This window comes from Paludibacter sp. 221, assembly GCF_010501035.1.
Lineage (GTDB): Bacteria > Bacteroidota > Bacteroidia > Bacteroidales > Paludibacteraceae > QVMH01.
Window position 1 is genome coordinate 1 of the sequence record NZ_QVMH01000035.1, and the last position, 15,924, is coordinate 15,924.

Annotated in this window: 14 protein-coding genes; 3 read left to right on the plus strand and 11 right to left on the minus strand. The window is 40.5% G+C overall.

Annotation, left to right across the window (positions count from 1 at the left end; translation table 11 throughout):
* Window positions 1–332: 332 nt before the first annotated feature.
* The 3 genes from D0T49_RS08290 to D0T49_RS08300 all read left to right on the plus strand — a co-directional run bounded on the left by D0T49_RS08290 (window position 333) and on the right by D0T49_RS08300 (window position 5,363).
* A complete protein-coding gene (locus D0T49_RS08290) occupies window positions 333–1,058 on the plus strand; it encodes a SagB/ThcOx family dehydrogenase (RefSeq protein WP_163630256.1) in 726 nt (241 codons plus the stop codon).
* A 495-nt stretch (window positions 1,059–1,553) separates the two neighbouring features.
* Window positions 1,554–4,010 (plus strand): outer membrane beta-barrel family protein, encoded by a 2,457-nt coding sequence (locus tag D0T49_RS08295; RefSeq protein WP_163630259.1) that lies wholly within the window; start codon window positions 1,554–1,556, stop codon window positions 4,008–4,010.
* Between the two features lie 549 nt (window positions 4,011–4,559).
* Window positions 4,560–5,363, plus strand: a complete 804-nt coding sequence (locus D0T49_RS08300) for a methylated-DNA--[protein]-cysteine S-methyltransferase (protein WP_163630261.1) — start codon at window positions 4,560–4,562, stop codon at window positions 5,361–5,363.
* A gap of 31 nt (window positions 5,364–5,394) precedes the next feature.
* Here D0T49_RS08300 and D0T49_RS08305 read toward each other — a convergent pair whose 3' ends face one another.
* The 11 genes from D0T49_RS08305 to rpsO all read right to left on the minus strand — a co-directional run bounded on the left by D0T49_RS08305 (window position 5,395) and on the right by rpsO (window position 15,735).
* Window positions 5,395–5,667 carry a hypothetical protein gene (locus D0T49_RS08305; RefSeq protein WP_163630263.1) on the minus strand — a complete coding sequence of 91 codons (273 nt, stop codon included), beginning with the start codon at window positions 5,665–5,667 and terminating at the stop codon, window positions 5,395–5,397.
* 22 nt (window positions 5,668–5,689) lie between these two features.
* Window positions 5,690–6,748, minus strand: coding sequence for a M20 family metallo-hydrolase (locus D0T49_RS08310; RefSeq protein WP_163630266.1), 1,059 nt, complete (start codon window positions 6,746–6,748; stop codon window positions 5,690–5,692).
* Window positions 6,749–7,149: 401 nt separating this feature from the next.
* Window positions 7,150–7,920 carry an acetylglutamate kinase gene (argB, locus tag D0T49_RS08315; RefSeq protein ID WP_163630268.1) on the minus strand — a complete coding sequence of 257 codons (771 nt, stop codon included), beginning with the start codon at window positions 7,918–7,920 and terminating at the stop codon, window positions 7,150–7,152.
* A gap of 37 nt (window positions 7,921–7,957) precedes the next feature.
* Window positions 7,958–8,332, minus strand: coding sequence for a four helix bundle protein (locus tag D0T49_RS08320; RefSeq protein WP_239057046.1), 375 nt, complete (start codon window positions 8,330–8,332; stop codon window positions 7,958–7,960).
* 149 nt (window positions 8,333–8,481) lie between these two features.
* Window positions 8,482–9,435: an acetylornithine carbamoyltransferase gene (locus D0T49_RS08325; RefSeq protein WP_163630270.1), complete on the minus strand. Its 954-nt coding sequence runs from the start codon at window positions 9,433–9,435 to the stop codon at window positions 8,482–8,484.
* Between the two features lie 6 nt (window positions 9,436–9,441).
* Window positions 9,442–10,020: a flavin reductase family protein gene (locus D0T49_RS08330; protein ID WP_163630273.1), complete on the minus strand. Its 579-nt coding sequence runs from the start codon at window positions 10,018–10,020 to the stop codon at window positions 9,442–9,444.
* A gap of 165 nt (window positions 10,021–10,185) precedes the next feature.
* Window positions 10,186–10,431: an RNA-binding protein gene (locus tag D0T49_RS08335; protein WP_163630275.1), complete on the minus strand. Its 246-nt coding sequence runs from the start codon at window positions 10,429–10,431 to the stop codon at window positions 10,186–10,188.
* A 918-nt stretch (window positions 10,432–11,349) separates the two neighbouring features.
* A complete protein-coding gene (locus tag D0T49_RS08340) occupies window positions 11,350–12,585 on the minus strand; it encodes a glutamate-5-semialdehyde dehydrogenase (RefSeq protein ID WP_163630277.1) in 1,236 nt (411 codons plus the stop codon).
* Window positions 12,586–12,734: 149 nt separating this feature from the next.
* A complete protein-coding gene (gene proB / locus D0T49_RS08345; protein WP_370519642.1) occupies window positions 12,735–13,811 on the minus strand; it encodes a glutamate 5-kinase in 1,077 nt (358 codons plus the stop codon).
* Window positions 13,812–14,063: 252 nt separating this feature from the next.
* The gene (locus D0T49_RS08350; protein WP_163630279.1) at window positions 14,064–15,278 is read right to left on the minus strand and encodes a 3-deoxy-D-manno-octulosonic acid transferase; all 1,215 of its coding nucleotides are present in this window, start codon (window positions 15,276–15,278) and stop codon (window positions 14,064–14,066) included.
* Between the two features lie 187 nt (window positions 15,279–15,465).
* Complete coding sequence (gene rpsO, locus D0T49_RS08355) at window positions 15,466–15,735, minus strand: 30S ribosomal protein S15 (RefSeq protein WP_163630281.1); 270 nt, start codon at window positions 15,733–15,735, stop codon at window positions 15,466–15,468.
* Between the last annotated feature and the right edge of the window lie 189 nt (window positions 15,736–15,924).

Below are 15,924 nucleotides of genomic sequence, written 5' to 3' on the forward strand. Positions count from 1 at the left end.
CAAAAAAGCCACCGCTACACCTGCTTCGCTAAAATTCAGCTACACTACGCTACAGGATTTGAAACTCCTCGCTATGCTCGTCAAACAGCAAATCCTGTTTAACGCTACGTTACGCTGAATTTCTTAACGCTCACCAGCTGAGGCGGAAAGATTAGTTATGGCTACGAAAGAATAAAATAACAATTCTGTATATTTTGATGCGGTTGCCCTTGTTTGATACTGCGTATCTGCTAAATACGATATTTTTGAACAACAGGCTGTTTTTGCTGTTTAATTTATAGTTTTTATATTTGTGGAATATCAGATTTTAAATTAATAAAAACGAAACTTATATGAAAAAAGGACTTTTTCTATTCGTGGCATTGTCGCTTGTTTTTGCAGCATGCCAGCCGTCGCAAAAGAATGAAAAAACAACTCATGCCTCTGACACTTGCTGTTCGGGCAAAGGAAATAACTCAAAACCAGAACCTATGGAATTAAAAACATTTAAAACTATCAAGCTCCTTGCCCCCGATACGGAGTGTGGAGCCTCGCTTATGCAAGCAGCGCAAAACCGTAAGTCCGACCGCGATTTTGCCGAAACTAATCTCTCGCTGGAGCATCTGTCTGAAATACTCTGGATGGCAAACGGCAAAAACCGTGAAGATGGCAAACGTACCGTACCATCGGCTCTGGCAATGTATCCGCTCGAAACTTATGCGGTATTAGTTAACGGAATTTATCATTATGATGTGGATAATCACCAACTAAATCCTGTGGTGGAAGGTGATTTCCGCAATCTGGCAGGATTGCAGGATTTTGTATATACTGCGCCTCTTAATCTGGTTTTTGTTGCCAATTACAACAAATACAATGGCGCGCGCAAAGTGCCCGAAAATAAGCGTTTGTATCTGGCGGCTCTGGATGCCGGACATTGTACGCAAAATGTATATCTGTATTGCGCGGCTAAAGGCCTGAAATCGGTGGTACGTGCCGGAGCTAAGGAGAAAGAGTTGCTTAATGTTTTGGGCCTTGATGCTAACTATCAGTTTGTGGTAGCGCAAACAGTAGGGTATTGATTGAATTTTAAAATATACGAAAAGAGAGTGTCCCAAAAGGAAAGAGCGGCGTTCAAAAAAGACTTTTGAGACAGCCCCTTTTTTTGTTCGGCATAGTATAGTAATGTAAAAACCTTATTTTCGTGAATTAACCTTAGTAACATTCGCACTTTCATAAATTTAACCTTATTAGCTTATTAAGTCGGCTGGAAAATAAACTAATAAGGTTGAGTTTATAGATTCATCTTTATTACTAAGGTTAATTCACAAAAATAAGGTTTTATAATCAGATTAAACACAACTGTAAATAGCACAATCCAACTGCCTGATATTTCAGCAATTCAACAACCTGTCTTTAAACTCTTTGTCTTCTCTTAACTTTTTACAACAACTTTACGGTTAAACTTTCAGTTACTTTGCAAGTCAAAACATACAACATTTGATTTGATAAATAGCTTCACTCTTTGTAGTGGAGCTATTAATTTGATATAAAAATAGAAAATATTTAAATTGATAATGAAAAAAACAGTATTTACTTTATTGCTATCCGTCTTATTTATACCTCTTTTTGCATCGTACAATTTGTCGGGCAAAGTTGTTGACAGCCAGACCTCGCAACCCATTGATTTTGCTAATATAGCATTGTATAAACAAGGCTCTGAAACTCCTTGGGCAGGTGTAGTGACCGACGAGAATGGTGTTTTTGAAATAACCGCCATTGAGAGTGGTAAATACACCATGCGTATCAGTTTTGTGGGTTACAATGCATATTCGCGCAATTTTACGGTTAGTGATAAGGATTTGAATTTCAGTATTATCCGTCTTACCGAAGACAGCAATGTATTGACCGAAGTAGAGGTAGTGGGGCAAGGTTCGCAAATGCGTTTCGAGATAGACCGTAAAGTATTTAGTGTCGACCAGAATATAGCTTCGGCGGGTGGCTCGGCTACCGAGGTATTGGAGAACATACCATCGGTAGAAGTGGATCAGGAAGGAAACATTTCGCTGAGAAACAATGAGAGTGTAGAGGTTTGGATAAACGGAAAGCCTTCGGGGCTTACTGCCGAAAACCGTGCGCAGATATTGCAGCAAATGCCTGCCGAGAGTATAGAATCTATCGAAGTGATAACCAATCCGTCGGCCAAGTTTAATCCCGAAGGAACGGCCGGAATTATAAATCTGGTATTGAAAAAAGACCGTAAGGCCGGTTATTACGGAAGTGTCTCTGTAGGGGCTATATATCCTGATGGTGGCAGGCTTGGGGGTAACGTTGGAGCTAATATCAACTACAGCAGTTCGAAAATTGATGCGTATGCCAACATTGGTTACCGCAATATGACCCGAAACGGAGGCTCGGTGAGCAATTTATGGAATTTCAACGCCAATGACACCACGCTGCTGAACCAGAACAACAATAATTCATCTCTTCACAACGGACTCTTTTTCAGGGCAGGGGTAGATTATCATATTAACGATAAAAACACTATCGGGTTGTCAGGTTTTGGGATGAATGGAGGCGGAAGTTCCAATGCGCTGTTGAATTATACGCAGAAAAACGTTACTACGGATGCCATCCTGCGCGAATATAACCGGAGAAATACAGAGGATTCGGAAAGAAACAGTTTTAATATAAACCTTGATTATAAACATGAGTTTAATAAGAAAGGAACGGAATTGTTAGCCAGCTTGTCATATTCCAGATTTAGCCGTACAAACGAGAGTAATTATCTGCAAACAGACGTCTTTCCTGTAGAGAGAGAATCCGAAATATCTCAGAATAGTGATGGGAATGATTCCAATCTTCAGTTTAAAGTAGATTATACAAATAAAATAAGTGAAACCGGACGTTTCGAAGCGGGCTGGCAGAGCAATGTTTCAAACAGGTATAGCTATACTGATGGTTTTGATGTTACTAAGGGGACGGATTTGTCGGGCTATTATAATGTTTTTGACTACAAGGAGCAGATACATGCTGCTTATGTTACTTATGGCGAACGCTTTTTTAAGAAACTTAGTGTTCAGCTTGGTTTGCGGGGCGAGTATATGTATAGAAATATCGACTCGAAAGACTATATTGGAAGTGAAATGCCTGATTATCAAAAGTCTTATTTTGAACTGTTTCCCAGTGCTTATTTGGGATATAGTATTACCGACCGTGACGAAGTGCAGTTGAATTATACCCGCCGGGTAAACCGTCCGCGCGGATGGCAGATAAACCCTTTTAAAGATTACTCGGACTCAACCAATGTGTCGTTTGGGAACGTGGCTCTAAGTCCGGAATTTTCTTCCGCTTTTGAGTTGAATTATCTGAAATCATGGGACAATCACTCTTTTTCGGCTTCGGCTTATTACCGCTTTACCGACGATGTAGTGCAGCGTATCAGTTACCGCACCGAGGAGAATATGGAATCGACTTTTATGAATATATCGCAGTCCAAATCGGCAGGGCTCGAGCTGGTAGCTAAAAACAGGTTGTTCCGGATACTGAATTTAACCTCTTCGGTCAATTTATATTATAGTAAGATTGATTCAGCAACATATATTAATCCGTACAATAATATAACAGAAAGCATACGGGAGCAGGAAGGCTTCTCGTGGAATGCGCGTGTTATGGCTAATTTTATGTTTTCGCCTACCTTTACCGGGCAGGTTTCGGCAAATTACAGTTCTCCTCGGGTAATTGCTCAGGGAACACAAGAAGCCAATTATGCTATTGACTTAGGGCTTCGTAAGTCTTTTTTCAACCGCAACCTGAATGTGAGCCTCAATGTCAGGGATTTATTGGATTCGAGACGGAGAAAATCGCAAACTTCGGGTGCAGGCTTCGAAAAATATTCCGAATCGTATTGGCACGGGCGCAGTTTTGGTGTTACCCTCACTTACAATTTTGGAAACATGCAGCCAAACCGCAATGCTAAACGAAATAACAATCAGTCGACCGAAAGTGATATGGATATGGACATGGATATTTAAAGGTTGTTTAAATGTTCTACAAAAAAACTATTACAGTTTTTGAAAATAGAGTTTATATTCAATAGTTCGTTATAAGGCTGATTTATAAATTATCATCGCATTGAAGGCTCCTGTAGGGAGCAAAGTTTGGTAATGTGCGGGTTACTCAATTATCCGGCGTGCCGTAGGTACGCGACACTCAGAGAGAAAGTTGCGTACCTACGGCACGCTCGCCATATCTGAAGATGGTGTTTTACCAAACTTCCACTCCTAACGGAGTGCATATCAATATTTCCCTGAAAAATCACCAAAATTTATCTTGCAAGTAAAATTTAGGTAACCCCTTAAATATTTGGCGGATGAGAAACAGGCTTGTTAACTAGCAGATGTGAAATATTAAATGCTTTAAATCTAAAAAAACTCATAATCTTAATAAAAATCCGCTTATTCGTTAAACGAAGATTATTCATTTTCTTATATTTGCAAATATAAATTTATACTTCGTGAATTATGAAATATGATTCCAATTTTCAGCGGATTACTGATGCACTTCTTTACGTTAATAGAAACATGAAGGATGAACTTAGTTGGGATGAGGTTGCGGGTCATGTGGATTTAAGCCGTATGGATTTTTATCGTATGTTTTTCAACTGGTCTGATGCTACCCCCGACGAGTTTATCCGGTACTTGCATCCGAATAATATAAAAAAGAAGTTGAAAGTCAATCATTTCTCGATGGCAGAAGGGGAGAGCGAAGATGTGATTTTCGAAGATAGTTTTGCAGACAGGAATCAACCTTGTCATTTTATTAAGATAGACAGGATGACCCCGGATGAATATGAAAACGGGGGTGAGAATTTACAGGTTTTTTACGATTTTTATAATAGCATATTTGGCAGGATTTTCATCGCTTCCACCCCTAAAGGCATCTGCCGTATGGAGTTTGTAGATGATGATACCGTTTGTATAAACAATCTCCGCTCTGTTTTTCCCAACGCGTTATATTGCCGTATTGGTGATGAACACCAGTATCGTGCTATGAGGGTGCTGCAAAAGAATGTACAACACATAGATGTAATAACTTTGCACCTGAAAGGTACCGATTTTCAGCTGGGAGTGTGGGAAGCATTGCTTCAGATTCCTATGGGCGAGGTGGTTAGTTACGAGGGTATTTCCAACCAGATACAAAACTCTAAAGCAGTACGTGCTGTGGGTACGGCTGTAGGCGATAATCCTATCTGTTTATTCATTCCTTGCCATCGGGTTGTGCTCTCTACAGGCGAATTGGGGCAATATCGTTGGGGAGTTGCCCACAAGATGGCTATTGTAGGCTGGGAATTTGCCAACACGAATAAGAAGGAAGGGATTTTTTAGGCATCCTTTCATTTGGGCTTTTATATGTTTTTTATCTCTGTTGATTGTTGTTTAATGGATGGAATTTTGTTTTCGCATCTCCTTTTTCCAACAGAAAAACATTCGTTTTTTTATCTATCATTTCTTCTATCGCCCGATAATCTTTTTCAATTATTAATTGCCGGAGGATTTCGTTCCAATTTTCAGTATGCTCCGATTTAAATTTGATAAAATCCAGAGATTTTTGCCTTGCTTTACTTCGTAGCTCAATATATCTGCCAATTAATAACAGTATTGTTCCTAAAATAAGGGCATAAAACCGCATAATCTGTTTTTAGTATTTGCTTTTAAATCTTCAAGCCATCTAATAAATCAATATAAATTTCAAGCGAATGATATATGTTTTCAAGAAAAATAAATTCATTCGCAGTGTGTGAGCGTGCCGAATCTCCCGGTCCTATCTTTACACTGGCGAAATTCATCAGCGATTGGTCGGATAGCGTAGGAGAACCAAACTGCGATAGTCCAAGTTCTTTTCCACGTAAAACGATGGGGTGGTTTAGCGGTGTTTGAGTAGAGTTCAAGCGGGTGGAACGCGGTTTGATTTCGCACTTTGTTTTTTCGTCTATTTCCCGCTGTAATTCTTCATTGGAATATAGTTCATTGCTTCGGATATCGACCACAAATGAGCATACATCGGGTATTACGTTGTGCTGTGTTCCGGCATTGATGATAGTTACCGACATCTTTACAGCCCCAAGCAAATCCGACTTTTTAGGAAACTCGTAGTTCTTAAACCATTCTATATCGGGTATTGCCTTGTAAATTGCGTTTTCGCCCTCGTTGCGGGCGGCGTGTCCGGCTTTTCCATATACGTAGCAGTCCAGCACCATCAAGCCCTTTTCGGCAACGGCAAGCTGCATGCCTGTGGGTTCGCCTACAATAGCAAAATCAATTTTTGGGAGTTCGTGTATAAGCGTACGCATGCCGTTCTCTCCCGATACCTCTTCTTCGGCCGAGGCGGCAAAAATAAGGTTGTAAGGTTGATTTCGCTCTGCTAAATAAAAGAATGTATGCAGAAGGCTTACAAGGCTTGCTCCGGCGTCGTTGCTCCCTAAACCATATAGTTTATCGCCTTCGACTACTGGTTTGAAAGGGTCGTAAGTCCAGCCAGCGACAGGTTTTACAGTGTCGATATGGGAATTAAGCAGCAACGTAGGGCGCGAAGTGTCAAATCCGGGGCCAATAACCCATATATTATTCCCTTTGCGCGAAGCAATATACCCTCTCTCCTCGATGTAGCGTTCGAGAAAGTCTGCCAGTTCTTTTTCCTCCCTGCTTATTGAGGGTATTGAAATCAGTTTCTGTAGTAGTTCTATAGCTTCGTTTGCTTGTTCTTGAAACATAATTAGTTACAAGTATTTAGTTATGAGTTACAAGTCTTATTCTCTGATAGGGCAACCCCTTAAAAATTACATTCTAATCCCCAAATTCATCCGATACTGCTCTTTCGTTTCTCGCTCTCAAAGTTCCTCTCTTTGAGAGAGGGATTTAGGGAGAGTTACCGTATTCTCATTTTTATTCTTATGCCCTCAAGCCGGACAGGCTTTTACTTTTTCCAACCTCACCCCCTACCCCCTCTCCTTAAGGAGAGGGGAAAAGTGCTGCGTTACGCTGAATTTTTTAACGCTCACCAGCTGAGGCGGAAAGATTAGCTCCGGCTACGAAAGAATAAAGTAGCAATTCTACATATTTTGATGCGGTTGCTCTTATTCTCTGATAATTGAGAATAAAGTATATTCACGGTTTATAAAACAATCTTTGTCCCGTTGTTTTTACCTATCTGGTCGGCACGGGTTATCACCACCTGTTTTACACCTGCCTGCAATGCTTCGAAAGAGTTTTCCAGCTTAGGAATCATACCGCCCTGGATAATTCCTTTTTCTACATATTCGTTGAACGATTCCGGTCTTAATTCGGAGATAACGCTGTCATCGTCGTTTTCGTTCATCAACACGCCTTTTTTCTCGAAACAGAACATCAGCGTGACTTCAAAATGCTTTGCCAACGCTTTAGCCGCTTCGCCTGCAATGGTATCGGCATTTGTATTGAGGAGATTGCCTTTTCTGTCGTGTGTAAGGGGTGCCAGTACAGGTACTACGCCCTTGCTTATCAAGTCGGCAAGCAAACCGGCGTTTACTTCTTTTACATCTCCTACAAAGCCGTAGTCAACATCTTTAACGGGACGTTTCTCTGAGCGCATGTAGTTCATATCCGCTCCGGTAAGCCCCAGCGCATTCACATCCAATGTCTGTAGTCCGGCTACAATTTGTTTGTTTACCAAACCTCCGTAAACCATGGTTACTACTTTCAGCATTTCAGCATCGGTTACGCGGCGTCCGTTTACCATCCGGCTTTCGATGCCGAGTTTAGCGGCAATGGCTGTTGCCGAGCGTCCTCCGCCATGTACAAGGACTTTGTGCCCCTTTATTTTTGAGAAGTCGGAGAGAAGCTGTTGCAGGCTTTCCGGCTCTTCTACTATTTTTCCTCCTACCTTTATAAGTGTAAGTTTTTCCATATTAAGTGACTAGTTAATAGTGACTAGCTACTAGTTATTAGTTGTTTATTCTTTTTAATGAGCTTATAAGTCCAACGAGCATTTTTGTAATTTCTTCTAGTTTTGTATTTAGCTCGTCGAATGTTTCTTTATTGATGTATCTTAATTTCTCAGCAATGATTAAGTATGTATCTAATTCAGTTCCGGAGCCTAAGGCAATATGCAGAAACTGAATAAATTCCTTATTGCCTTTTCTTGCAGAACCTTCGGCAATGTTAGCCGGAATTGACGTAGCACAACGGCGAATTTGATTTGTTAAAGCAAATACTTCCGATTTGGGAAAAGATTCGGTTATTGCATAGATTGCAACAACAAAATCAATACTTTTTTGCCATACAAGTAAGTCTTTATGTGTTTTTATCATTTTTTCCATGCCTATTAGTGACTAGTTACTAGCTAATAGTTACTAGTTATTAGTTTTTTGTTTTTAATGAGCTTATAAGTCTTTACGAGCATTTTTCTACGTTTTGCAATTTCAATTTACCAGTCCATTACTAGTAGCTAGTCACTCATCGCTAGTCACTAAATAGCTTCCAGCATCCTTTTAATAACTACCTGTGCCGATATTTCACGGTTTGCTGCTTCGGGTATGACTATCGACTGCGGACTTTCAATCACGTCGTCTGTCACAATCATATTGCGGCGTACAGGCAGGCAATGCATGAAGTAAGCATTGTTTGTAACAGCCATTTGGCGGTCGCTTACAGTCCAGCTACGGTCGGTGCTCAGTATTTTGCCATAGTTGGGGTCTTGGTAAGCCGACCAGTTTTTTGCATATACAAAATCGGCATTTTCAAACGCCTTCATCTGATTGTACTCAACCTTTGCTCCACGAACAAATTTTTCGTCCAGTTCGTATCCTTCGGGATGCGTAATGACGAAATCTACATCTGCTTCGTTCATAAAATCGGCAAATGAGTTGGGCACGGCTTGCGGTAATGCCCGTGGGTGTGGCGCCCATGTCAGCACTACCTTCGGGCGTGCTGTTTTTTTATACTCTTCTATTGTTATCAGGTCGGCAAAGGCTTGCAGCGGATGACCTGTAGCGGCTTCCATACTGAAAATAGGTTTGCCTGAATATTGTATAAACTGATTGATAATAGTTTCGTTATAGTCAAAGGTTTTATCGTTAAGCTGCGCAAACGAACGGATGCCAATCAGGTCGCAGTACGAACCCATCACGGGTATTGCCTCCAATATATGCTCCGGCTTATCCCCATCCATTATTACGCCACGTTCAGTCTCCAGTTGCCATGCCCCTTGATTAATATCAAGCACCATAGTGTTCATGCCGAGGTTCATACCTGCTTTTTGTGTACTCAGGCGGGTACGTAAACTCGAATTGAAGAATACCATCAACAGGGTTTTGTTTTCACCCAGATGTTTGTATCCATAACGGTTGTTTTTAACTTCCAATGCCTCTTTTACTGCGTTTTGCAGGTTTCCAAGGTCTTTTACATTAGTATACGTTTTCATTGCTTCTTATTTTTTCTCCCACACATTTACAATTTTTCCGATAAACATGCGGTGCATGGCTGTTTCGTTTTCGTACATTTTCATTGCTTCGGGGTCGGCTATGTTTGTTGGGTTGATGTCATTGAAATACACTTTCTCACACTCGATAACCAAACGTGCTTCATCGTAGTATATATTGCCAAGTTCGGTTACTTTCGGGGTCAATCCGGTAGCTTCTATCTTATTTATATCACGTCCTGAGTTACTGCCGATAAAAAGCACCTTGTCGCGGTATTCCTCGTCGAATGCACACAGGGTGAAGTGTTTTTCACGGTTCAAGTAAGGAAACGTATGGCGTGTACTGCGGATATAGATTGTGGCGGAAGGGTTTCCCCATATTTCGCCCAAAGCTCCCCAGCTTATTGTCATCTGATTGTAATTAGTTTCATTGCCGGCAGTTACTACAAACCAATTGTCGGAAAACAACGATACAGCATTTTCTTCGAGAGATTTTATATCAACAGCTTGTAATTTTTTTTCTGTTTTACCGGCACAGGATGAAATTAATAGCACGAATAATCCTAAAATCAGGTAGTTTGTTTTCATGTGGTTCGTGTTTTTTGTTAAGTGTTACAATTCAACAACTATAAGGTACAAATATAGTTATTTTATTGCTATCTGATTTGTAAGACGGTGTGTTTTTAATTAAAACAAAAAGCTTCTGCCGTTATTAAAACAGCAGAAGCTCTCTCCTAAAAATAAAAATAAATTTTAATTTCTTGGGCGTGCTTCTTTAACCACCATGGTGCGGCCGTCGAATTCAGCACCGTTCAGTTCTTCGATAGCTTTAGCTGCAGCAGTGTCGTCTGACATTTCTACAAAAGCAAAACCTTTTGAACGTCCTGTTTCGCGATCTTTAATAATTTTGCAAGAGTCAACTGATCCGTACTCTTCCATAACCCCTTGGAGGTCGTTTTCCCGAACGTTATAGCTCAGGTTACCTACGTAAATGTTCATAGAATAAAAATGATAATAAATTAAAAAATAAGAACAGTATAATGAAGAGCGGGTTATAAACAAAACTGTTCTCTTTTTAAGCAGAAGAAATAGAAAAGTTTACGAAACCAAAAATTCATATACATAATTCATCGGCAAAGGAAATGATTTATTTCGGAATACGCAAAAAAAGCATCAAAAATGTTTGAATTTTAAGAGATTAGTGTTATTTTGAGAGCTAAAATCCTGAATTTTTTAAAACTGCCGGCGCAGACTTGTTTGTGTGGAAAGATACTTTCCGTTAAATATTTGCCATCACCGGCGCAAGTTTAGCGTAGCGTAACTTGTGCCGAAAATAGATGCAGTTTTAAACTGCAAGAACAGATAGGCACAAGTCACCGACTTGCGCCAAATATGGGATACCAAAGCAGTTATTCAAAAGATTACTCTTACGAGCAAGACACGGACTACAAGTCTGCGCCAGCAGAGGGAAATCCCATTTTTTTTAAATAATTACTCCCTTGTTTGTCCGTCGCCCTTTATTATCCATTTGTAGGAGCATAATTTGGCTAATGCCATTGGGCCCATTACTGGCGCAAGTTTAGCGTAGTGTAACTTGTGCCGAAAATAGATGCAGTTTTAAACTGCAAAAATAATAGGCACAAGTCGCAGACTTGCGCCAAATATGGGGGCAAGACACGGACTGCAAGTCCGCGCCAGCAGAGGGGGTTGATTATGTATAATTTTCAATTCTTGAGATAGCTTATGTCTTGATAAGCAGTAATTTACAAAAAACATATAATTCATTGATTACCAGATGTTTACATCCGTGCTGTTTTCAAATAGATGTAGACCTTTTGTCACATTAGGATATAGACGCTTACCGTATGATTAGAGACTTAGCTGTAAAGCGGCACTCCAAGCCGCTACATGTCATTTTTATTCCCTTGTTTGTCCGTCGCCCTTTATTATCCATTTGTAGGAGCATAATTCGGCTAATGCCATTGGGCCGCGTGCATGTAGTTTTTGGGTGCTGATTCCTATCTCTGCCCCGAACCCAAATTGACCGCCATCGGTAAATGCTGTGGAAACATTGGTATATACACAGGCTGCGTCTACCATTTTATCGAAAAGGGCTATGTTTCCCGGTTTTTCGCTTACTATACATTCGCTGTGCTTGGAGCTGTAGGTTGAGATATGCCGGATAGCTTCATTGATAGAAGATACGGTTTTAATTGCTAATTTGTAATCGAGAAACTCTGTCCCGTAGCTTTCGTCTGTAGCTTTTTGCAATAGGTTTTTCGGATAATTTCCGTTAAGGAAAGTAAACGATTTTACGTCGGCATATATGGTTACGTTTTTATCTGCCAGACGTTTGCACAATTCGGGGAGCTTTGGTAATTGCTTCTCGTGGATAATCAGACAGTCGAGTGCATTACAGACACTCACACGGCGGGTTTTTGCATTGAACACAATCTTTTCGGCTTTATCGCAATCGCCGTATTCGTCGAAATAGGTATGGCAGATTCCTGCTCCTGTTTCGATAACCGGAATACGCGAGTTGTCCCTTACATATTCTATAAGCCCTTTTCCCCCGCGAGGGATAATAACATCGACATAACCTACCGCGTTCATCAATTCCTGTGTGGCTTCGCGTCCGGCGGGCAGAAGTGTGATTATGTTTTTATCCAAACCGGATTTTTCTAACACAGACTGAATTAGTTCTACTATCGCCATGTTGGAATTATGTGCGTCTGTACCTCCTTTTAGCACACAGGCATTTCCCGATTTGAAACAAAGCGAGAAAACATCGAAAGTTACATTGGGACGTGCTTCGTACACTACGCCGACTACCCCGAAAGGGACGCTTATTTTTGATATCCTCATACCGTTGGGGCGTGTGGTTTCCTGTAGCGTTTTGCCTAATGGGGAGGGGAGCTGTGCAACGTGGCGTATGTCAGCAGCAATCCCTTCGAGACGTTCTTTAGTCAGCAGTAGCCTGTCGCACATGGGGTTCGACTTTTCCATTGCGGCTAAGTCCTTAGCATTTTCGGCAAGGATTGTATCCGCTTTTGCTACCGTTTGGTCGGCTATGGCCGATAAAACCTTGTTTATCGTAGCATCATCTATCAGGTTCAGCGAACGGGACGCTGCCAGTGCTTTTTGCTTCCACATAAGATATGTATTAATTGGTTCTGAAGTAAGCCACATCGATTAGTATCTGTTTTGGTCACATAGGTTCAGTTAGGCTTCACATAGAAAATGTGTTTCTACTGTGTTTCTATGTGTCTGAAATAATTCAAACTAATTTCTACAAAAAAAAATTATTCTAAATAAAGATAATCGCAATGTACAAGGGGTTTCTGATTTTTCTTTCCTATTATCTCATTTGCTTTGTTGCTGTCGTATTGTGTTTTGCCTACTCCAAGCAAAGCGCCTTTTTCGTCCAGAATTTTTACAATGTCGTCTTTTTCAAATTCTCCTGCTATTTTTATTACCCCTACCGGAAGCAGGCTTACGGCTTTTTCGCCCGCAAGGGCTTTCGACGCGTTGTCATTAATATATATTTCGCCTTTGGCAAAGCCTTCGCTGTGTGCTATCCATTTTTTCACGCTTGATACGCTGTCTTTCGATGCAATGAAATGGGTCGAAACCATATCTTTTTTCTTGTTCAGCAAGTCGGGCAGAATGTTTTCTGTTTTTCCGTTGGCAATGTATACGTCTATCCCTTCGTCGGCAATTTTTCGGGCGATAGTGGTTTTGGTTTGCATGCCGCCACGCCCGAACGATGATTTGCTTGATTGGATAAAGTCCGAAACGTCTTCTCCTTTTTTTATTTCGCGGATAACTTTTGATTGGGGGTCGGAGGGGGAGCCGTTGAAAATGCCGTCTATATTGCTTAGTATAATTAACGCTTCCATATCCATCATGGAGGCTATTAGTCCTGATAGTTCGTCATTGTCGGTAAACATGAGCTCCGATACTGATACGGCATCGTTCTCGTTTACGATAGGGATAACTTTGTTTTCGAGCATTACGCGCATGCAGTTGCGTTGATTGAGGTAATGGCGGCGGCTCGAAAAGTTCTCTTTTGTGGTCAATATCTGACCTACCACGATACCATGTTCGCGAAACAGGTCGTAATAAAGATTAATTAGCTTAGCTTGCCCAACGGATGAAAAGAGTTGCCGCTGGTCTACCACATCCATCTTTTTGCTTACATTCACTATGCTTCTTCCCGAGGCTACTGCTCCTGACGAAATCATCACGACTGTAACCCCTGATTTATGCAACAGGGCTATTTGGTCTACCAGAGCCGACATGCGTGTAACATCTAAAGTTCCATCGGCACGGGTAATGACGTTGCTTCCTATCTTTACGGCTATTTTCTTATATCGCACTATTTCAGTTATTAATGTTCAATTATTAATTATCAACGAGGCGACCTCAAAAACACAATTTGTCTTTGTTACTCACTACTTTCTTGTAACTTGTAACCGCCCGTAGGGCGAAGTAACTTGTGATACATAGGTTCAGTTAGGTTTCACATAGGGATACATAGTTTTTTATTCCGTTTTTACCGTATAGTGGCTTAAAGTCCGCTTTACGGAAAAATAAGTACTTTACACTTTCTCCTTTCCCTTTTCTCTTATTTACTCCATGTGCTTTATTATTTCACGGGTAGCACCTGTATTGTTGCGGACATAGTCTCCGGCTATTTTTCCGGCTGTTTTATTGTTTTTTAGTAAAGCGCTGAGTGTCGATTCCAGTTCGCTGTAATTGCAGATAGAAAATCCTCCTCCGAGCTTTATCAGTTGCTTTGCTTCTCTAAATTTCTGATAATTTGGGCCAAACACTACAGGCACGCTATATACTGCTGCTTCGAGTATGTTGTGTATGCCTGCGCCAAATCCTCCGCCTATGTAAGCTACCGTGGCATATCGGTAAACCGAAGATAGCATCCCTACAGTGTCCAGCACAAGGCAATTTGATGTTTTGATACTGGTGGTGGTAGCTTCGGAGTAGCGGATGTAGTCTCCTTTCAGCATTTTGAAAATATCGTACAAATGGGCTTTATACACCTCGTGTGGCACAAGTATTAATTTTACGTCCTTATGCTTGTTCAGATAGCAGGTAAGCAATGCCTCGTCTTTTTGCCATGTGCTTCCGGCCACTATTACGGGCTTGCCATCGATAAACTGTTCTATCAATGGAAATTCTTTTGCCAGTTTAGCCTGTGCGGCTACCCTGTCGAAACGGGTATCGCCTGTTACCGTCACTTGTGTGATGCCGTATTCTTTCAATAGTTCGGCAGAGGTGTTGTTCTGTACAAAAATATGGTTGAATGTTTTCAGCAGGTTTAAATACCATTTGCCATACGTCTTAAAAAAGGCTTGGCCGGGGCGGAAAATAGCTGATACAATGTATGTGGGTATTCCGGCTTTTCTTAATGCGAATAAGAAATTAGGCCAGAAATCGTACTTGATAAAAATGGCTTGCGAAATGTTTACCGTATTCAAAAAATTACGGGTAGCCCTTGGGGTATCCAGAGGCAAGTACGAAACAATATCCGCGCCTTTGTAGTCTTTTTTCACTTCGTACCCTGACGGTGAATAGAATGTAAGCAATATGGATTTTTCGGGATTTTCGGCCTTGATGGCTTCTATCACAGGGCGTCCCTGCTCAAATTCGCCTAACGATGCGGCATGAATCCAAATGTACTGCTTGTTTGGGCTTGCTTTTTGTTTTAAAACAGAAAGCGCTTTTCTTTGTCCGAAGAATAATTTACGTGCTTTTTTGTTGAATACTGCTGCTAATGCAGTCAAAGCTCCATAAATATAAATACCGATGGTATAGAGTGTTTTCATAACATGTGCCCTTTCAGGATAACAAGCTGTAAATTTAATAGATTATTGTATATGCTTAAAAAAAATGGTTGAATTTAACTTGTAAAAATATAGTTGTCTTTTTTTCAAAAAACGTAAATTAATAAAGTACAAAAGGCATTCCAATCTTAGTTTGGAACGCCTTTTAAATGAGTTTTTGAAAGATTTTTTACTTTCTGATGCCTAACTCTTTGATGATTGCCCTGTAGCGCATGATGTCTTTTGCTTTCAGATAATCGAGCAAACGACGGCGTTTACCTACCAACATTACAAGAGCGCGTTCTGTACTATAATCTTTTTTGTTTGACTTCAAGTGTTCAGTCAAATGGTTGATACGGTACGAAAACAATGCTATCTGAGCTTCAGGTGAGCCAGTATCAGTGTTAGACTTTCCGTATTGACCGAAGATTTCTTTCTTTTTTTCAGAATCTAAATACATGATATTTATTTATATAATTAAACGAGCGTGCAAAGATAAATCAATTATTTTGATATTTCAACCATGTTTGTACGTTTTTTTCTGATTTTAACCGAATTAGATGAAAAATAAATATTTATACAATCGTGAAAATCGGATTATTCTGCTTATTTTTGGGAACGTTTTTTATCTTATTTACTGTTATTTATT

Bases quoted from the DNA above. Each gene is read 5' to 3' on its own strand.
- D0T49_RS08290 (WP_163630256.1), top strand. From the start codon at position 333: ATGAAAAAAGGACTTTTTCTATTCGTGGCATTGTCGCTTGTTTTTGCA.
- D0T49_RS08295 (WP_163630259.1), top strand. From the start codon at position 1,554: ATGAAAAAAACAGTATTTACTTTATTGCTATCCGTCTTATTTATACCT.
- D0T49_RS08300 (WP_163630261.1), top strand. From the start codon at position 4,560: ATGAAGGATGAACTTAGTTGGGATGAGGTTGCGGGTCATGTGGATTTA.
- D0T49_RS08305 (WP_163630263.1), bottom strand. From the start codon at position 5,667: ATGCGGTTTTATGCCCTTATTTTAGGAACAATACTGTTATTAATTGGC.
- D0T49_RS08310 (WP_163630266.1), bottom strand. From the start codon at position 6,748: ATGTTTCAAGAACAAGCAAACGAAGCTATAGAACTACTACAGAAACTG.
- argB (WP_163630268.1), bottom strand. From the start codon at position 7,920: ATGGAAAAACTTACACTTATAAAGGTAGGAGGAAAAATAGTAGAAGAG.
- D0T49_RS08320 (WP_239057046.1), bottom strand. From the start codon at position 8,332: ATGGAAAAAATGATAAAAACACATAAAGACTTACTTGTATGGCAAAAA.
- D0T49_RS08325 (WP_163630270.1), bottom strand. From the start codon at position 9,435: ATGAAAACGTATACTAATGTAAAAGACCTTGGAAACCTGCAAAACGCA.
- D0T49_RS08330 (WP_163630273.1), bottom strand. From the start codon at position 10,020: ATGAAAACAAACTACCTGATTTTAGGATTATTCGTGCTATTAATTTCA.
- D0T49_RS08335 (WP_163630275.1), bottom strand. From the start codon at position 10,431: ATGAACATTTACGTAGGTAACCTGAGCTATAACGTTCGGGAAAACGAC.
- D0T49_RS08340 (WP_163630277.1), bottom strand. From the start codon at position 12,585: ATGTGGAAGCAAAAAGCACTGGCAGCGTCCCGTTCGCTGAACCTGATA.
- D0T49_RS08350 (WP_163630279.1), bottom strand. From the start codon at position 15,278: ATGAAAACACTCTATACCATCGGTATTTATATTTATGGAGCTTTGACT.
- rpsO (WP_163630281.1), bottom strand. From the start codon at position 15,735: ATGTATTTAGATTCTGAAAAAAAGAAAGAAATCTTCGGTCAATACGGA.